Below are 17,628 nucleotides of genomic sequence, written 5' to 3' on the forward strand. Positions count from 1 at the left end.
CTGCCATGACCGTGCTCCATCCCACCAGCCCCGCCGAGGTTCAGGAGGCCGTGCGCGCCCACCGCCGGGTGCTGGCCCGCGGGGGCGGGAGCAAACCGGCCCTTTCCACGCCCGCGGAAGGCCAGACCGTCCTGGAGATGAAGGGCCTCTCGGGGGTGGTGGAGTACGACCCTGGCGAGTACGTGCTGGTGGCTAAAGCCGGAACCCCCCTGGCCCAGGTGGAAGAGCTCCTGGCCCAGCACGGGCAGTACCTGCCCTTCGACCCCCCGCTGGCCGAGCAGGGGGCCACCCTGGGAGGAACGGTGGCAGCGGGGCTTTCCGGCCCCATGCGGCAGCGCTACGGGGGGGTGCGGGACTTCATCCTGGGGGTGCAGTTTGTGGATGGCGAGGGCCAGCTGGTGCGGGCCGGTGGCAAGGTGGTCAAGAACGCCGCCGGTTTTGACCTGCCCAAGCTGATGGTGGGCAGCCTGGGGCGGCTGGGCCTTCTCACCGAGCTGGCCTTCAAGGTCTTCCCCTACCCCAAGGCCACCGCCACCCTGCAGGTGGCCTTCCCCAGGCTGGAAGAGGCCCTCGAGGCCCTCTACCGGCTGGCGGGCTCCCCCATCGAGCTTTATGCCCTCGACCTGGTGCCCCCCGCCACCCTGACCCTGCGCCTGGGGGGCCTGCCCGAAGCCCTCCCGGCCCGGCTGGAGCGGCTTAGGGCCTTTGTGGGCAGGGCCGGCGACCTCCTGGAGGGCGAGGCCGAGGCCCAGTACTGGCGCAACCTGAAGCGGCTCGAGCTGGGCGAGGGCCACCTGGTCAAAGTAGCCCTCACCCCCCGGCAGATCCCCGCTTTGGAGCAGGCCCTGGGCAGCGCCCCCCGCCGGTACATGAGCGCGGGCCATCTCCTGTACCTGGCCTGGAACCACGAACCCGCCCGGTTGGATGCCCTGTTACGGCTTCAGAACTTATCGGGTCTGGTTCTAAAGGGCCCTACGCATCAGGCCCGGATTGGAATAGACTTGGAGCATACCTTCGGCCGGCGGGTGGCCGCCGCCCTCGACCCTCAAGGCCGGTTTAGCCCCACTCCACCCTAGTAAGCCCAGGAAACCCTATGCAGCACAAAATTGATGTGGAAAAGCTCGGCCCCCAGGGCGAAATCATGGCCCACGCCATCGAGGCCTGCGTGCACTGCGGCTTCTGCCTGCCGGCCTGTCCCACCTACCAGGTGCTGGGCGAGGAGATGGACTCCCCCAGGGGGCGCATTTTTCTGATGAAAGAGGTGCTGGAGGGCAACCTGAACCTGGAGGAGGCCCAGCCCTACCTCGACAAGTGCCTGGGCTGCCAGGGCTGCGTCACCGCCTGCCCCAGCGGCGTGCCCTATGGCGAACTCATCACCACCTACCGGGCCTGGAGCGAGACAAAGCGCCACCGCTCCCCTTTCCAGAGGCTCTTCCGCATCGGCCTTCAGGAAACCCTCCCCTACCCCGCACGCTTCCGCGCAGCGGTCGCCCTGGGCCGGCTGGGCCAGCCCCTCAAGCCGCTCCTGCCGCCCCTGTTGCAAGCCCCGCTCGAGCTGCTCCCCAACCAACTGCCCAAGGCCGAGCCCCTGCCCGAGCTGGTTCCCGCCGAGGGGGAAAAGCGGGCCCGGGTGGCCTTTCTGGCCGGCTGCGCCCAGCAGGTCTTGCAGCCTGGCTTCAACCACGCCACCCTGCGGGTGCTGGCCCATAACGGGGTGGAGGTGGTCATCCCCAAAGGCCAGGGCTGCTGCGGGGCCTTAGCCATGCACACCGGCGAGCGAGAGAGGGCCCTGCGCTTTGCCCGGACCAACCTCGAGGCCTTCGCCGGTGAGTACGACGCGATCATCACCAACGCCGCCGGCTGCGGCTCGGGCCTCAAGGAGTATCCCCTGCTCTTCCACGGCGAACCGGAACAAGAAAAGGCCCAGGCACTGGCGGCCAGGGTCAAGGACATCGCGGTTTTCCTGGCCGAGCTGGGCTTGAAAGCTGTGCCCCCGCTTTCGCGGCCCCTCAAGGTGGCCTACCACGATGCCTGCCACCTGGCCCACGCCCAGCAGGTGCGGGCCGAACCGCGCCGGCTGCTCAGAAGCATTCCGGGCCTCGAGCTCCTCGAGATTCCCGAGGGCGAGCTTTGCTGTGGCTCGGCGGGTACCTACAACCTCGAGCAGCCCCAGATTGCCGCCACCCTGGGCGAGCGCAAAGCCCGCAACATCATCGCCAGCGGCGCGGAGCTGGTGGTCACCGGCAACATCGGCTGCTTCACCCAGATCCAAAGCCACCTGCGCAAGCTGGGCCGGGAGATTCCGGTGCTGCACACCCTCGAGCTCCTGGATCGGGCCTACCGCCAAAGCCCCATCCTTCCAGGCCGTTAAAGCAAGCCTGCACCCCGGATAAAATGCCCCCTATGCGCGAGCTGCTCATCGCCAGCTTCCGGCAGGCCCTTGAGCAAACCCACCCCGCCCGCCTCACCGCCCAGCACCTACCGGAGGAGGTGCCAGCCCTGATCGTTTCGGTGGGGAAAGCGGCCATGAGCATGCTGGAGGCCGCCCGGGAGCGGTTCCCCCAGGTTCCCTTTATAGCGGTGCCCAAGGCCGAGGCGGGCCGGGACTGGCCGCAAGCAGAACATGGTCAGATCCTACCGGCCCGCCACCCCGTGCCCGACGAGCAGAGCGTGCGGGCCGCGCAGATCATCCTCCAGGCAGTCTCGCGTTTGCAAGCCAGCGATCTTCTGCTGCTCCTGGTCTCGGGGGGCGGCAGCGCGCTTTTGTGTGCGCCCTGGGGGATTGACCTGCCCACCAAACAGGCCCTGACCCAGGCCCTGCTGCGCTCGGGGGCCGAGATTCAGGAGATCAATGCGGTGCGAAAGCACGTCTCGGCCCTCAAGGGGGGGCGGCTGGCCGCGGCCACCCCGGCCCGCATCCGGGCGCTGTACCTCTCCGACGTGCCGGGCGACGACCTCTCGGCGATTGCCTCGGGCCCCACCGTCCCCGACGAGACCACCTTCGCCCTGGCCCTGGCGGTGCTCGACAAGTACGGCCTGGACTTCCCCGAGGTACGGGCCCACCTGGAGCAAGGCGCAAAGGGTGTCCTGCCCGAGTCGCCCAAGCCGGGCGAGGCCCTCTTCCAGCGGGTGGAGAACCGGCTGATTGGCAGCAACCAGGTTCTGCTCGAGGCCGCCCAGCGCTTCTGGCAGGCCCAGGGCTACCCGGCGGTCATCCTCTCCGACCGCTTCCAGGGCGAGGCCCGCGAGCTCGCCCGCTTTCACGCCAACCTGGTGCAGAGCATCCGCGCCCACGGGCAGCCCTTCCGCCCCCCGGTGGTGCTGCTCTCCGGCGGCGAGGCCAGCGTCACGGTGCGCGGGTCGGGCCAGGGGGGGCGCAACCAGGAGTTTCTGGGCTGGCTGGGTTTTTACTTGGGCAAGGAGGGCGTTTGGGCATTGGCCGCCGACTCCGACGGCATTGATGGCAACACCCCCGCAGCGGGCGCCATCCTGGCACCCGACACCTGGCACAAAGCCCAGGGGTTGGGCCTCGATCTCAAGGCCCTGCTACACGACAACAACGCGCACGGGTTTTTCCAGGCCCTGGGGGATCTGCTCATCACCGGCGAGACCGCCCACAACCTCAACGATTTTCGGGCACTGGTGGTGGAGTAGACCGCGCTGCGGTAAGCTGGGGCTGGCCCATGTCAAGCGTTCTGGTTTTGCACGGCTTTACCTCCCACCCCACCCTGACCATGGGGCCGCTGCCCGAAACCTTGCGCAAGGCCGGGTTTACCGTGGCCCAGCCCACCCTGCCCGGCCACGGCACCCGCCCCGAAGACCTGCGCGGCGTGCGCTGGCTGGACTGGCTCCAGACCGCTCGCGAAGCCTATCTGGCACTCCCCGAGCCCAGGGCGGTGGTGGGCCTCTCGATGGGGGGGCTGCTGGCCGGCTGGCTGGCCGCCGAGCACAAAACCGCCGCCCTGGTGGCCCTGGCCCCGGCCCTGGGCTTCAAGAACCGCCTGGCCTACCTGGCCCCGCTGCTGCACTACGTCAAACCCTGGGCCCATAGCACCCACCCCGTCGAGGTCGCCCGGCGGCAGGCGCAGAGCCCCAACTACCCCAACTTTCCCACCGTGGCCCTGGTGCAGCTGATAGCCCTCCAGCGGCGGGTGCCCGAGCTTTTGCCCAGGGTTCGGGCCCCTGCTTTGGTGCTCGAGGCCGCCCACGACGACACCGTACCGGAAGCCGCCGTGCGCCGCTATTTTGCCCTGATCGGTGGCCCCGATAAGGAGTATCGCGTTTATCAGAGCCAGCACGATATGCTCCTGGATCCGCTGGCCCCGCAGATCTCCGACGATATTGTGGCCTGGCTACGGGAAAAGCTGGGGGCGGGTTAGCGGCGCACCTCGAGCTCCAGCTTCACATTGCCCCGCTTGGTCTGGCCCAGCACCTTTTTGACCACCAGGCTGCCCAGCCCTTCGGCCAGCAGGTGGTCGCCCTCGGCTATCTCGTCCTTGGCCGAGGCGGTCTTACCCCGGAGCCTGACCTTGCCGGCCTTGACCCCCTGGGCAAAGTAGGTGCGCGAGACCCCAAAGCCCTTGGCCCCCACCACGTCCACCCGCAGGCTGGGCACCACCACGCTGCGGGTGCGTTCACGGGTTTTGGGCAGCTGCTCGGGCGTGGCCTCTTTGGCCTGGAAACCGGCCTCTTGCAGGGTTTTGAGGCCTCTGGGCAGGGTGGCCAGCAAGAAGCCTTCCTGGGTCTCCTCGAGATCCCCCAGCTGCCCCGGCTCCAAAAGCGCCCGCAGCCTGTCTTCCAGGGCCTCGAGGTCGCCCTCAAAGGCCAGGAAGACCACCGTGGTGGGGTCGGATACCGCGGGGATGTGCTCGGGGAAGAGCACCGCCACCTGCCGCGAGGCCATGGGCAGGCCCCCAAAGGTCTCGAGGCGAAGCCCTTCTTGTCTGGCCAGGCGGCGCAGCTCGTCCAGGGCCTCGGCCTCTAAAAAGGGGGTCTGTACCACCCGGCCCCCTCGAGCTTTTTTCAGGTATTCCTGCATAGAGTCCATCCTTCCGGTCGTGCCAGCTACCGTCAACTTTTCCAGAAATCCGCGTAGAGGCCGGGCACACCCATCAGCTCGGCGTGGCGGCCCACCTGCACGATCCGGCCCTTTTCCATCACCACGATCTGATCGGCGTGCTGCACGGTGGCCAGGCGGTGCGCCACCACGATCACCGTGCGGCCCGGACGGGCGGCCTCGAGGGCGGCCATGACCTGCCCCTCGCTGTTGCGGTCGAGGGCGCTGGTAATCTCGTCGAGCAAAAGAATTTTGGCCTCCCGCAGCAGGGCCGCGGCAATAGCCAGGCGCTGCCGCTGCCCCACCGAAAGCCCGCCCCCGTCGTCCTCGAGCGGGGTTTGCAGGCTAATTTCCCGGCCCAGGCCCACGGTATCCAGGGCCTGCTGCATGGCTTCCGGGCGGGCGCCGGGGGCCAGCGCGGCCAGGTTTTCCTGTACGGTTCCGGCGAACAGCAGGGGCTCCTGCGGAACCCAGGCCATGCGGGCCCGCAGCCAACCGGCCTCGTAGCTGTGTAGCTCGAGGCCATCCAGCAAGACCTGCCCCGCGCTCGGACGGTACAGGCCCAGCAACAGGCGCAGCAGGGTGCTCTTGCCCGCCCCCGAAGGGCCCACGATGGCCGTGAAGGAGCCCGGCGCGATGCGCAGGTTGAGGTTGTGCAGGATGGCCGGGCCGCCGGGGTAGGCAAAGCTAAGATCGCGCAGCTCGAGGCCCCCCGCCAGGCTCTGGGGCCGGAGCTGCCCCATGGCCGGGGCTGGGGGCAGCTCGAGCAGCTCCACCACGCGGGCCGCGGCCCCCTCGGCCTGGGCAAACCCGGTGCCGATGCGGCTCAGCACCTGCAAAGGGGTGATGGCCAGCCCCAGCAAGGTGAGGAAGGCGGTCAGATCGCCGGGGGTCATCTGCCCGCGCTGCACCGCCCCCACCCCCAGGGCCAGCAACAGGCCCAGCAGCAGCGTGGTGGCGAGCTGCCCCAGGGGCAGGTGGAGGGCCGCGATCAGGGCGCGGGTGCGCCCCAACCGGTACTGCTGCTGGTTGCTGTGGCGGAAGCGTGCCTGGGCAAAGGCCTGCAGGTTCAGGGCCCGGATCAGCTCCAGACGCCCGAACCCCTCAGCCATGCGGGCGGCCAGGCGCTCCATAGCAGCCTGGGTGCGCCGGCTGTAGCGGGTCACCCAGGCCCCAAGCCAGCCCAGGAGCAGGGCCATGAGCGGCAGCACCAAGAGCAGGTACAGGGTAAGCTGGGCGTAGTGCTGCAAAAGCTGGAATAGCAGCGCCAGGAGCAAGATCCCCTGCACCAGCAGCCCCCCCAGGCTGTAGAACAAAAAGCCCTCCAGCTCCTTCAGATCGGCCACCAGCCGCCCGGTGAGCCCGCCCGAGGCGGCCGGCAGGGCCATCAGATCGGCCTCCAAGAGCCGCCCAAAGACCCGCTCCCGCCAGACCGCCGGAATTTTCAGCGAAAGGTAGCCTATAAAGGCCTCGAGCACGTACCCGCTCACCACCAACACCGCCAGCAAACCCGCCCCCGCCCATAAAACCGCTCCGAGCCGCTCCCACTGCCCCGGCAGCACCTGATCAAACAACGGCTTGACCACCAGGGTCGGCAGCCAGGCCTGGGCCGCGGCCGGCAGCAAAGCCAGCCCGGCTGCCAGCAGAATAAGCAAGGAGAAGGGACGTAATAGCCTAAGAAGGTTCATAGAGCAACACAGGTGGACAGGTAAACAACATCACTGCTAGGGGAACTTGCAGGCCACCTCTGGGCTTCAGCAACGAGCCAGCACATACTCCACCAGCTTATCGGCTCCGGGCCGGGCCTCCAGGCGCTTTAGCCGGGCCCGGACTTCCTGCGCCCGCTCGAGCAGCTCGAGGCCCGCAGAGGCCACCTCGGCCGGGCTGAAAACCCCCCGCAGCTCCGGGAAGACCCGCTCGCCCAGCCACTGGTTGGGCAGGGCCAGGTGGGGGATGCGCGGCTCCAGACGCCGTATAAAGTTTTGCTTGAGGGCTTTGGCCCCCGGCAGCATGAGCAACCAGTGCCAGAGGCCCTCCAGCGGCAGCATCTCCGGCTTGTGCAAGGGCAAGAGCACCAGCGAGGGCAGGCCGGCCAGGGCCAGCTCGAGGGTGTTGGTTCCGGGGATGGTAATCGCCAGCTGGGCACGGCGCATGGCCGCATAGCGCTGGGGTTCATCCAGCACCAGAACCTCGAGGCCCCCGGAGGTTTGCAGGCGATCCCCCACCCAGCGGGCCCCCACCCCGCCCAGCTCCCTCACCAGCTCACCCGAAAGTGCCTCGGCCACCACCGCCTCCGGCAGCAGGCGGCTCTTCACCCAGGCAAACCGCAGGCCGGGCCGCGCTTTAGCCATCTGTTCGGCCGCCGCCAGCAAAAACCCCAGCAGGTAGCGGGCGGCAAAGGGGCGGCTACCAGCCAGCAGCAGCACATCGGTGGCTGGGGCAGGCACCGCCGGTGCCTCGTGGAGGGCGTCCACCACCAGATTGCCCACCACCTCTATGCGGGCCGGGCTCACACCTCGAGCCTGCATGGCCGCCTTGGTGCGCTCGGAGTCCACCAGCACGGCCCGCAAGCCGGGGTGATGGGCCCTGGCATCGAAGGTATAGGAAAAAGCCGGGTAGCCCGTGGCCCGGCCCAGCAAGACCGCGTCGCGGGGCGCCCCCCCCAGCAACAGCACCAGCCCGCGGCCAGGGGCCCTGCGCCCCAGCACCCTGCGCAACAGCGCCGAGCGGCCCGAGAGGGCGTCCAGTTGCAGCGCTTCGGCCTTGGTCTGCTCGGTTCCGGCGGCGAACTGGTCGCGGATCAGGAACAGCTCGATGCGGGCCCCGGGCACCCGCTGGCGCAGGCGCGTCAGCACCGGCGGCACCCAGGTCGAAAGCTCGCCAGGGCCATTGGTCAGCAGCAGGATTTCGTCCAGCATCTTGGGTTCGATTTCAGCCCTCAAAGTCCGGCTCGCCCCGCACAAAGCCCGCGAGGTGACGCCTGGAAGGCGAGGCCAAAAAGGCTTTGAGCGCGCGCACCTCTTCGGTATCGGGCAAGCCCTCGAGGGGACGGCCTTCGCGCACCGCCCGGAAGGCCTGCTCGAGGGCCCGGTAGCGCTCGCCGGTAATACCCGCCCGGCGCAGCCCCACCGTGTTGAGGCGGTAGTGCAGGGCCGGGCTGCCGTCGGCCAGGCTAAAGGGCAGGACATCCCGGGTCACCTTGGCAAGCCCACCAATCATAGCCCGGCTGCCCACCCGCACAAACTGGTGGATCCCGGCCATTCCGCCGATCACCGCATAATCGCCAATCTCCACGTGCCCGGCCACTCCCACGCCCTGGGTCAGAATCACGCCGTTGCCCACCTGGGCATCGTGGCCCACGTGCGAATGGCCCATCAGGTAGCAGCCCGCGCCGATCCGGGTGGGCACTTCTTCTTTGGTGGAGCGGTGCAGGATCACCCCCTCGCGCAAGACCGTGTTTTCCCCGACCTCGAGCCAGGTCTCCTGCCCCTTAAAGCTCAAATCCTGCGGGATTCCCCCCAGCACCGCGTGGGGCCCCACCCGCACCCCGGCGGCCAGGCGCACATACGGGTGGATGACCGCGTGGGGCCCTACCTCCACCCCCGGGCCGATCTCACAAGGGCCCTCCACCACCGCATACGGGCCAATCTTCACGTCCGGGGCCAGGTGGGCTTTGGGGGAAACCACCGCGGTGGGGTGTATGGCAACCCGGCTCACGAGGTAGCGCCTCCCGTATCCGAGCGCAGCACAAAGCTCAGGGTGGCCTCGGCCCGCAGCTCGCCCTCTACCCTGGCCTCAACCTTTACCTTCCCCAAACCCCGCCGATAGGCCAGCAGCTCCCCTTCCAGAATCAGGGTATCGCCCGGAACCACCGGCTTCTTAAAGCGGGCCTCTTCCACCCCCACCAAAAACACCAGCCCCCCCGGCTTGAATTCCGGCTGTTTGGTCACCACCGCCACCGCGCCCTGGGCCATGGCCTCGATCAACAAAACCCCGGGCATGATGGGATAGCCAGGAAAATGGCCTTGAAAATGCGGCTCGTTAAAGGAAACGTTCTTCAAGGCCCGAAAACGCTTTTCGTCGGCTTCCAGCACCCGGTCAATCAGCAAGAACGGGTAGCGGTGCGGCAGGAGTTTGAGGATCTCGTAAATGTCCACGGCTTAATACTAAGGGGCCGGGGCAGAAAATGGGTTTCAGCGGCTCATCACCGGCTGGAGGGCGTTGGAGAGCTCGAGGGCCAACTCGAGGGCCTGCAGGTCGTCCTCGAGGGTCACCAGCGAGGGCTCCCCCTTCTGAATCCGGTCTACAAAATGCTTGAGCTGACGCCGGAGGGGGTTGTCGTTGTGAATGGCGATGCGCTCGGTCTGCACCTGGGTGCGCCCGTTGGGCTCCACCCGGTCGGGGTCGGGTTGCACAGGCGGCGAGCGGTGCAGCGAGAGTTCGGTGTATTCGCTGTTGAAATCAAGCCGCAGCACCTCGCCGGGCTGGGTAATGGTCAGCGAGCGCTCGGCCTGGGGCGAGATCCGGCTGGCGGTAAACAGCGCCCGGGCCCCCGAGGGGAAGTCCACCACGGCCTGGGCGTACTCGTCCAGCCCCTCTACCTGTCGGCCCACCACGCTGTAGCGCAGGGGCTTCTCCCGCAGGAGCAAGAGCACCAGATCCAGGTCGTGAATCATCAGGTCGAGCACCACCCCGATGTCGCGTATCCGGCGGTTGTTGCCTATGCGACGGGCCTCGAGCACCCAGGGGTTCCTAACCATGCGCATGAGGTCGCCCACCGCCCGGTAAAAGCGCAGGATATGCCCCACCTGCAAAACCACCCCCCGCTGTTCAGCCAGCCTCACCAGCTCCCGTGCCTCGTGCATGGTGCGGGTCATGGGCTTCTCCAACAGCACATGCACGCCGGCCTCCAAAAACATGCGGGCCTGCTCGTAGTGAAAAGAGGTGGGTGAGGCGATCGAGACCGCCTGTACCTTGCCCAGCAGCTCTTCCGGGCTGGAAAAAGCTGGCACTTCTAGGTCTTGCTCGATGGCCGCCTGACGAAAAGGATCGGGATCAACCACCCCCACCAGACGAACCCCCGGCAACCCGGCGTATACCTGAGCGTGGTACGTCCCCATCACACCGACACCCACAACACCTACTTTTAGCTCCATAGAATCCTCGGAATACGTGCACAAACCCTGCGTCCCCAGCAGGATGATACACTTAAGCCCCGTTTACAACCACTTTTTCACCCAGCCAGGCTTTAGAGAACGCTCAGAAAAATCACAGGTGCGGGGGTTGGCTCAGCGCGATCCTGCGTCCTGTAGCAGCCTGGCCAGTTCCACGTGCAAGCGGTGCGAGGCCCGGTGGGCCACAAACCGCCCCTGGTAGGGCCTGCCCGCCAGGTACAGGTCGCCCAGAAAATCCAGGGCTTTGTGATACACAGGCTCGTACAGCATCCGGGGCGTGTTGACCAGGCCCTGCTCGCTGAAGACCAGGGCGTTCTCCAAAGAAGCACCCTGGATAAGACCACGGGCCCGCAGCGCTTCTACCTCGTGCAGAAAGCCAAAGGTGCGGGCTGGAGCCAGCGCCGTGAGCGGCGTGGGGGGGCACTGCACCTGCTGGTAGCCGATCCTGGGGTGCGGGAAAAGGATGGTGACGGCGAGGGTAAACTGCTCCGCTGGCTGGGCCAGCACACTGCTACGCCCCTCCTCAACCCGGATAGCACCGTTCACCGGCAACGGCTGGGGGCCTAGCGCCGGAAAACCCTCCAGGGCTGCCAACCATTCCTGGGCGCTACCGTCCAGAATGGGAACCTCTGGGCCGGTTACTTCGATGACCAGGCCCTCCCAGATGCCCCGCATAAAGAGGGCGGCCAGCAGGTGTTCCACGGTCATCAAGCGCAGGTTATCCCCACCCAGCACCGTGCAGCGGGCGGTGTCCACCACGCTCGAGGCCAGCGGGCGCAGCTCGAGCCCCCCCACCCAAAAGCGCACCGGCCCCTCGGACGGATGAAAGCGCACCGTGCTGGGTTCGCCGCTGTGAAGGCCGATTCCGCGCAGGGTCATAAGGCTTCCAGTTCAGCGCGACGGCTGCAAAAACTGCCGCAAAGTACGTTCCATACCGGCCAGCCAATCTAACAGCGCCAACCGCCGCCAGTGCCGGCGGGCCGGCTGCGCCGGAATCGCCCCGGCCCAGGTCTCCCCTGCCGGAACGTTCTTGGAGATGGCGCTGCCACCGGCCAACCGGGCCCCTTGGCCCACCCGCACGTGGTCGGCGATCACCACCCAGCCCCCCATCAACACCCCATCCTCCACCACAGCGCTCCCGCCAATGGCGCTGCTGCCCACCATAACCACGTTTTTTCCGATCTGAACGTTGTGGCCGATATCGGTGAGGTCGCCAATTTTGCTGTGCGCACCAATGCGGGTCTCCCCCACCACGCTGCGCTGTACCACACAGTGGGCCCCCAGCTCCACCCCATCCTCCAGCACCACCCGGCCCGTGTGGGGCAGGCGCTGCTGATCTTGAAAGCCAAATCCAATAGCGCCCAGCACAGTGCCCGCACCGATGTGGCAGTCCGCCCCCACACGGGTGCGCGGGTAGAGCGTCACCCGGGGCTCGAGCACCGTTCGGGGGCCTATCTCGGCCTGCTCACCGATATAGCAGTAGGGCGCTATCACCGCGCCGGCCCCCACCCTGGCCCCCCGGCACACCAGGGCATATGCCCCTATTGCAGCGGTGGGGTCTACTTCCACACCCGCCTCGAGGGTGGCGGTGGGGTGCACGCCCACCTCCGCCCAGATTTCAGGTCGGTTGAAAAGGGCCAGCACCAGGGGCCAGGCCTTTTGTACCGACGGCACGCGAACCCGGGCAACGGATGGGGGGCACTGGGTTGTTTCATCCAGCAGCAAAGCCGCGCCCGCCTGCAAAGCAACCGCTAGAAACCGGGCCTCCCGCACCACCACCAGCTCGCCCGGCCTGGCCCGGTCGGGCGGGGCTAAAGCGGTAATCTCGGTATCGGGGCCCTCGAGGCGACCCCCTAGACGCTGGGCAATTTCGGAGAGCAGCATAAACTTCCCAACTCCGCGCTTCTATTGTCAAAGCGACGCTGCGGATGAGTCCACACAGCCCGTCTGGGCATTGCCAAATTACCGCCTTAGCACATTATCGGAGGTCACCAGGGCATCCCGTAGCACATGCAGCATGTCCAGGGCCTTGCCGGTGCCCAGCGCCACCGCCTCTACGGCGTTCTCAGCCACCACCACGGGCACACCAGTGGCTTCTTGCAGCAGCATGTCCAGGTTGCGTAGCAAAGCCCCCCCACCGGTCAGCAGAATGCCCCGGTCGATGATGTCGGCCACCAGTTCGGGCGGGGTGGTTTCCAGAACGCTCTTCACACCCTGGACAATCTTTTCCAGGGGCTCTTTGAGGGCTTCCACCACATCCTCGGTAGTCACCTCGATGCTCTTGGGCAGGCCCGAGATCAGATCGCGCCCGCGCACCTCAGCCACGGCATCTTGCTCTCCAGGGACGCGCTTGGCCGCCCCGATTTTGATCTTGAGCTCCTCGGCGGTGCGCTCCCCGATCAGGAGGCTGTACTTGTTGCGGATGAAGCGAATGATGGAATCATCGAACTCGTTACCGGCAATGCGCAGGCTCGTCGAGCGCACGATACCGCCCAACGAGATCACCGCAATATCGCTGGAGCCACCCCCAATGTCCACCACCATGCTGCCGGTGGGTTCAGCAATCTTAATACCAGCCCCGATGGCCGCCGCCAGGGGTTCGTCAATCAGGTAGGCCCGTTTGGCACCGGCTTCTACAATAGCCTGCACCACCGCGCGGCGCTCCACCTCGGTCACCCCAGAAGGCACCCCCACCATCACCTGTGGGCGGAAAAAGCGCAGCGGGGGCAAAACCTTCCTGATAAACAGGGTGAGCATCCGCTCGGTTAGGGTATAATCGGCAATCACACCATCTTTGAGGGGACGGGCCGCCACAATGTTGCCCGGCGTACGCCCCAGCATCCGGTAGGCTTCAGCCCCCACCGCCTTAACTTCTTTGGTATCGCTGACCATGGCAATAACCGAGGGCTCTCGCAGCACAATGCCTTTGCCGCGCATATAAATCAGCACCGAGGCGGTGCCCAGGTCAATACCCACATCCTCGCCGCGAAACGAAAGCAAGCCAGCCATAGCGATTTATTCTACAGGTTTGCCCGTGAAGCACAAAGCACCACCTGGCCTTTATCGTATACACCCATCAAACCACATCCGCCTGTCGTAGGGGCTGGGCATAGGCTTGTCCGCTTCAATGCCGTATCGCATAGAAGCCCCAATTGTCTGACGGATTATCCTCCTGCTGCCTCAAATCCGTTATATAATCGGGGCATGGCACAACCCAGACCCAAGCACGCCTGGATGCGGGAGACCTACCAGAAGTCCCTGGCCAAGATGCCCGAGCGCAAGGTGGCCCACAAAACCCTCTCGGACATCGCCCCCGAGCCGCTTTATACCCCCGAAGACCTGAAGGACTTCGACTATGCCGAAAAGCTGGGCTACCCCGGCGAGTACCCCTACACCCGGGGGGTTTATGGCTCAATGTACAGGAGCCGCCTATGGACCATGCGGATGTTTGCTGGGTTTGGCACCGCCGAGCAGACCAACGAACGCTTCAAAAAGCTGCTGGCCGCCGGGCAGAACGGGCTTTCCACCGCCTTCGACCTGCCCACTCTGATGGGCTACGACTCCGACCACCCCCTCTCTAAGGGCGAGGTGGGCAAGTGCGGGGTGGCGGTGAGCAGCCTGGCCGACATGGAGATTCTCTTTGAGGGGATCAACCTGGAAGAGGTCACCACCTCCATGACCATCAACTCGCCGGCCAACGCCATCTGGGCCATGTACCTGGCCGCCGCCAAGAAAAAAGGCTACGACTGGAACAAGCTGGGCGGCACCATCCAAAACGACATCCTGAAGGAGTTTATCGCCCAGAAAGAGTTCATCTTCCCGCCCGAGCCCAGCGTCAAGCTGGTCATCGATACCTTTGAGTGGGGGCCCCGAAACGTACCCAAGTGGAACTTCATCTCGGTCTCGGGCTACCACATCCGCGAGGCCGGCTCCACCGCGGTACAGGAGCTGGCCTACACCCTGGCCGACGGCTTCGAGTACGTGGAGTGGGCCCTCAAGCGCGGGCTGGAGATTGACGAGTTCGCCCCCCGCATCTCGTTTTTCTTCAACGCCCACAACGACTTCTTCGAGGAGATCTGCAAGTTCCGGGCTGCCCGGCGCATCTGGGCTAAAGAGATGCGGCATCGCTACGGGGCCAAGAACCCCCAGAGCTGGATGCTGCGCACCCACGCCCAGACCGCCGGGGTCTCCCTCACCGCCCAGCAACCCCTCATCAACATTGCGCGGGTAGCCATTCAGGCCCTGGCTGCCGTGCTGGGCGGCACCAACAGCCTGCACACCGATGCCTACGACGAGGCCCTGGCCCTGCCCACCGAGGAATCGGCCAAGATTGCCCTGCGCACCCAGCAGATCATCGCCTACGAGTCGGGCGTAACCCATACCGCCGACCCGCTGGGGGGCAGCTACTACGTGGAGTGGCTCACCGACCAGATGGAGACCCAGGCCATGCAGATCATCGAGGAGATCCGGCGCATGGGCGGGGTGGTGCGGGCCATTGAGGAGGGCTACTTCCTGCGTGAGATCGCCGACGCCAGCTACCGCTTCCAGCAGGAAGTGGAGCGGGGCGAGCGGATCATCGTGGGGGTGAATGCCTTCCAGGACGAAGGCCTCCAGGTGCCCATCCAGCTCATTGACCCCGAGGTGGAGCGCGTGCAGGCCGAGCGGCTGGCCCGCATACGGCGCGAGCGCGACCCTCAGGCCGTACAGCAGGCTCTAGCAGCGCTGCGGCAGGCCGCCAAAGAAGGGCGCAACACCATGCCCTACTTTGTGGACTGCGCCCTGGCCTACTGCACCCTGGGTGAGATGATGGACGAACTCCGGGCGGTGTACGGGGTTTACGAGGAGCCGGTGCTGGTATAAGGAACAGCTACCCCACCAACAGCAAGCCCCAGACCAGCCGCCGCCGGCCTGGGGCGGAGGGCCTGGCGCTAAGCCGTTTGCAGGATGGGAATCTCCGAGAGGAAGGTGATGGGCAGCTTGCTGTTGCCCTGGTGGAAAGCAGCCAGGCGGGCTACCACGTTGGCCCCGGCCTTTTGGGCCACCTTCTCGAGCGCGTTCATGGTGCCTCCCGAGGAGACCACGTCGAAGACCAGGGCCACATTCTGGCCCATCAGCTTTTCGGCCATGCGGCTGTCCAGCCAGAGGGTCTCGGTTACGCCCAGGGTCAGCGACTCCACCTCCTGAATGATGGGGTCTTGCATATAGGGGCGGCGCTTGCGGCGCACCACCACATAGGGCTTGCCGCAGATGGCGCTCATGGTATGGGCCAGCACGATGGGGGAGGTCTCGAGGGTCAGCAGGGCATCGGTCTCGGGCGGCAGGTGCTTGACCAGCCCTTCAGCGGCTGCCTGCACCAGTTCGACATCGCCCATAATTTCAACCAAGGGGATGTGAACGCCCGGCAGGGTTTCCACCACCGGTACATGGCGGGTGATTTTGCCTATTGTGATGGGGTAAGTTTCCATAGTTACACTCCCTTGTTGCACCAAGGACTTAGCCTATTCGAACACCATGAGTATACGTGTGAATAGCCGTATACGAAGGTCATCCTGACCCCGCGCTTGGGGCATTCGTTCAATCCGGTTTGAAGAGCGGCAGATGCCCCAGGGCGATCACATCTTCGCGGGGGGAACCCTCGGTAAACACGGCCAGCACAGCGGCCACCTGCCCGCCCACGTCGGTGATGAGGTCGGAAAGGCCCTTGAGCGTGCTCCCCGTCGAGACCACATCGTCCACGATGGCCACCTTTTTGCCCTTGATAAGGGGTACGTCGGTTCCATCCAGCACCAGAAGCTGGGGCTTGCCGGTGGTGATGGAAATCACCGTGCGCGATACGGGGTTAATCATGTAGGGTTTCTCGGTTTTGCGGGCCACCACATAAGGCTTCCCGGTCAGGCGTGAGAGGGCATGGGCCAGGGGCACCGCCTTAACCTCCGGCGTCACCAGGGTTTCGATCTCGGCGGGCATCCGCTTGGCCAGGGCTGCGGCTGCCTCCTCCACCACCTCGGTATCGCCTAGCATGTTGAACAGGGCCACCGCCACATCGGGGCCCACCTGCACCACCGGCAGCTCACGACGAACCCCGGCTACTTCCACCGCATAGGTTTTCACGGTCATAGTTTATAGGGTTCTGGAAGATTGACAAGCACTGTGCATAACCTGCAGCACACATGGCCTCGAGCCAGTTGCGTATACTCAAAGCATGGTACCCGCACGCATCGAAGGAATGGGGGTAGATCCGGGAAATGGCAACCTGATCGTGATGCTCAGGGCCGAGAACGAGCTGCTCCTGCCGGTGGTGATCGGGGCCTTGGAAACCCAGAACATCATGGTGCACCTCTCGGGCGAGAAACCCCCCCGCCCGCTGGGCCCCGATTTGTTCTACAACACCCTCGAGCTGCTCGGGGTGAAGGTACTGCGCCTCGAGATCGTCGAACTCAAGAACGGCACCTTCTACGGAAGGTTGGTGCTGGAACAGCGCGGCCTGGAGTACGAGATCGACTGCCGCCCCTCCGACGGCATGGCCCTGGCCATCCGCGCCGGGGCCCCCATCCTGATTGCCGAGCAGGTGCTCGAGCAGGCCGGGATTAAAGAATCGCAGCTAAACCGCCAGGGCGAGCCGCCCAAGGCATGAGGCGCCTGCTGGCTCTCTTCCTTGGGCTGGCCCTGGGCCTGCCGGGGCTGGCCCAGCGGCTGGCCGTGCTGGGCGACTGGGGGGCCGAGACCCCGCACCGCCCCCTTGTCGCCGGGGCCATATACGAGCAGCATCGGCAAAAGCCTTTCGCGGCCCTGCTGACCTTGGGAGACAACTTCTACCCTCGAGGCGAGCCCGTGCGCCGCTATCTGGACGAGCTGCCCCCGGTACGCATTTATCCCGCATTTGGCAACCACGATGTACCCGCCCTGGCCCAGCAGCTCGAGCTGTTTGGGGTCGAAGGGCCCTACTACACTTTCCGGCTGGAAAACCTCGAGGTCTTCGTGGTCTACTCGGAGCATTTTAGCCAGGCCCAGCGCCGCTGGCTGGAGGCTGCCCTCAAAGCCTCTAAGGCCCCCTGGAAAATTCTGGCCTTGCACCGCCCCCTCTACTCCTCGGGCCCGCATGGAGGCGCCCGCAGCCTGCGGCAGTCCATCGAGCCCCTCCTCATCCAGTACCGCGTGCCGCTGGTGCTGGCCGGGCACGAGCACAGCTACGAGCGGCTCGAGGCCAGGGGCATCGTTCACATCGTTTCTGGCGGCGGTGGGGCCTGGCTGCGGGGTTTCCTGAGCGTGCACCCTCAAAGCAAAGTGCGGCGCCAAAGCCCCAATTACCTGACCCTCGAGGCCAGCGCCGAGCGGCTTTTAGTTACCGCCTACAATGAGAAGAACGAGATGATTGACCGCCTGGAGCTAAAAAGATAG

At 65.8% G+C, this 17,628-nt stretch carries 18 protein-coding genes; 7 read left to right on the plus strand and 11 right to left on the minus strand.

The genetic code is table 11. From position 1 onward, the window contains the following. Nucleotides 1-5 precede the first annotated feature (5 nt). From MTAI_RS11950 to MTAI_RS11965, 4 genes are read left to right on the plus strand one after another with little or no spacing between them, the layout of a single operon-like run. A complete protein-coding gene (locus MTAI_RS11950; RefSeq protein WP_027887052.1) occupies nucleotides 6-1,076 on the plus strand; it encodes an FAD-binding protein in 1,071 nt (356 codons plus the stop codon). Between the two features lie 17 nt (nucleotides 1,077-1,093). Further along, a complete protein-coding gene (gene glcF, locus MTAI_RS11955; protein WP_027887051.1) occupies nucleotides 1,094-2,371 on the plus strand; it encodes a glycolate oxidase subunit GlcF in 1,278 nt (425 codons plus the stop codon). Nucleotides 2,372-2,403: 32 nt separating this feature from the next. After that, the gene (locus MTAI_RS11960) at nucleotides 2,404-3,654 is read left to right on the plus strand and encodes a glycerate kinase type-2 family protein (RefSeq protein WP_027887050.1); all 1,251 of its coding nucleotides are present in this window, start codon (nucleotides 2,404-2,406) and stop codon (nucleotides 3,652-3,654) included. Between the two features lie 29 nt (nucleotides 3,655-3,683). Further along, nucleotides 3,684-4,379, plus strand: a complete 696-nt coding sequence (locus tag MTAI_RS11965; protein WP_027887049.1) for an alpha/beta hydrolase — start codon at nucleotides 3,684-3,686, stop codon at nucleotides 4,377-4,379. Here the strand turns inward: MTAI_RS11965 and MTAI_RS11970 are convergent. The 9 genes from MTAI_RS11970 to mreB form a co-directional block, all read right to left on the minus strand. After that, nucleotides 4,376-5,047: an RNA-binding protein gene (locus MTAI_RS11970; RefSeq protein ID WP_027887048.1), complete on the minus strand. Its 672-nt coding sequence runs from the start codon at nucleotides 5,045-5,047 to the stop codon at nucleotides 4,376-4,378. The genes MTAI_RS11965 and MTAI_RS11970 overlap by 4 nt on opposite strands. A gap of 23 nt (nucleotides 5,048-5,070) precedes the next feature. Continuing rightward, on the minus strand, nucleotides 5,071-6,744 hold the full coding sequence (locus MTAI_RS11975; RefSeq protein ID WP_027887047.1) for an ABC transporter ATP-binding protein: 1,674 nt from the start codon (nucleotides 6,742-6,744) through the stop codon (nucleotides 5,071-5,073). Between the two features lie 66 nt (nucleotides 6,745-6,810). Beyond that, nucleotides 6,811-7,998, minus strand: a complete 1,188-nt coding sequence (locus tag MTAI_RS11980) for a glycosyltransferase family protein (protein ID WP_223299585.1) — start codon at nucleotides 7,996-7,998, stop codon at nucleotides 6,811-6,813. Continuing rightward, nucleotides 7,988-8,773 carry an acyl-ACP--UDP-N-acetylglucosamine O-acyltransferase gene (gene lpxA, locus MTAI_RS11985; RefSeq protein ID WP_027887045.1) on the minus strand — a complete coding sequence of 262 codons (786 nt, stop codon included), beginning with the start codon at nucleotides 8,771-8,773 and terminating at the stop codon, nucleotides 7,988-7,990. The genes MTAI_RS11980 and lpxA overlap by 11 nt, the downstream gene beginning before the upstream one ends. Beyond that, the gene (gene fabZ / locus MTAI_RS11990) at nucleotides 8,770-9,213 is read right to left on the minus strand and encodes a 3-hydroxyacyl-ACP dehydratase FabZ (RefSeq protein WP_027887044.1); all 444 of its coding nucleotides are present in this window, start codon (nucleotides 9,211-9,213) and stop codon (nucleotides 8,770-8,772) included. The genes lpxA and fabZ overlap by 4 nt, the downstream gene beginning before the upstream one ends. A 36-nt stretch (nucleotides 9,214-9,249) precedes the next feature. After that, on the minus strand, nucleotides 9,250-10,212 hold the full coding sequence (locus MTAI_RS11995; protein ID WP_027887043.1) for a Gfo/Idh/MocA family protein: 963 nt from the start codon (nucleotides 10,210-10,212) through the stop codon (nucleotides 9,250-9,252). Nucleotides 10,213-10,344: 132 nt separating this feature from the next. Continuing rightward, nucleotides 10,345-11,109: a UDP-3-O-acyl-N-acetylglucosamine deacetylase gene (gene lpxC / locus MTAI_RS12000; protein WP_027887042.1), complete on the minus strand. Its 765-nt coding sequence runs from the start codon at nucleotides 11,107-11,109 to the stop codon at nucleotides 10,345-10,347. 12 nt (nucleotides 11,110-11,121) lie between these two features. Further along, nucleotides 11,122-12,114 carry a UDP-3-O-(3-hydroxymyristoyl)glucosamine N-acyltransferase gene (locus MTAI_RS12005; RefSeq protein ID WP_027887041.1) on the minus strand — a complete coding sequence of 331 codons (993 nt, stop codon included), beginning with the start codon at nucleotides 12,112-12,114 and terminating at the stop codon, nucleotides 11,122-11,124. A gap of 78 nt (nucleotides 12,115-12,192) precedes the next feature. Further along, the gene (gene mreB / locus MTAI_RS12010; protein WP_027887040.1) at nucleotides 12,193-13,239 is read right to left on the minus strand and encodes a rod shape-determining protein; all 1,047 of its coding nucleotides are present in this window, start codon (nucleotides 13,237-13,239) and stop codon (nucleotides 12,193-12,195) included. A gap of 195 nt (nucleotides 13,240-13,434) precedes the next feature. Between mreB and MTAI_RS12015 the strand changes: the two genes are divergently transcribed. After that, nucleotides 13,435-15,090, plus strand: a complete 1,656-nt coding sequence (locus MTAI_RS12015) for an acyl-CoA mutase large subunit family protein (RefSeq protein WP_027887039.1) — start codon at nucleotides 13,435-13,437, stop codon at nucleotides 15,088-15,090. A 68-nt stretch (nucleotides 15,091-15,158) separates the two neighbouring features. Here the strand turns inward: MTAI_RS12015 and MTAI_RS12020 are convergent, their stop codons facing one another. Continuing rightward, nucleotides 15,159-15,695, minus strand: a complete 537-nt coding sequence (locus MTAI_RS12020; RefSeq protein ID WP_027887038.1) for a phosphoribosyltransferase family protein — start codon at nucleotides 15,693-15,695, stop codon at nucleotides 15,159-15,161. A 109-nt stretch (nucleotides 15,696-15,804) separates the two neighbouring features. Then, nucleotides 15,805-16,347, minus strand: a complete 543-nt coding sequence (locus MTAI_RS12025) for a phosphoribosyltransferase family protein (protein ID WP_013012980.1) — start codon at nucleotides 16,345-16,347, stop codon at nucleotides 15,805-15,807. 85 nt (nucleotides 16,348-16,432) lie between these two features. Here MTAI_RS12025 and MTAI_RS12030 point away from each other — a divergent pair, with 85 nt between their 5' ends. Together MTAI_RS12030 and MTAI_RS12035 are read left to right on the plus strand one after the other, a co-directional pair. Beyond that, nucleotides 16,433-16,864 carry a bifunctional nuclease family protein gene (locus tag MTAI_RS12030; RefSeq protein ID WP_027887037.1) on the plus strand — a complete coding sequence of 144 codons (432 nt, stop codon included), beginning with the start codon at nucleotides 16,433-16,435 and terminating at the stop codon, nucleotides 16,862-16,864. Beyond that, complete coding sequence (locus MTAI_RS12035; RefSeq protein ID WP_027887036.1) at nucleotides 16,861-17,628, plus strand: metallophosphoesterase family protein; 768 nt, start codon at nucleotides 16,861-16,863, stop codon at nucleotides 17,626-17,628. The genes MTAI_RS12030 and MTAI_RS12035 overlap by 4 nt, the downstream gene beginning before the upstream one ends.

The organism is Meiothermus taiwanensis WR-220, from assembly GCF_003568585.1.
Classification (GTDB): Bacteria; Deinococcota; Deinococci; order Deinococcales; family Thermaceae; genus Meiothermus; species Meiothermus taiwanensis.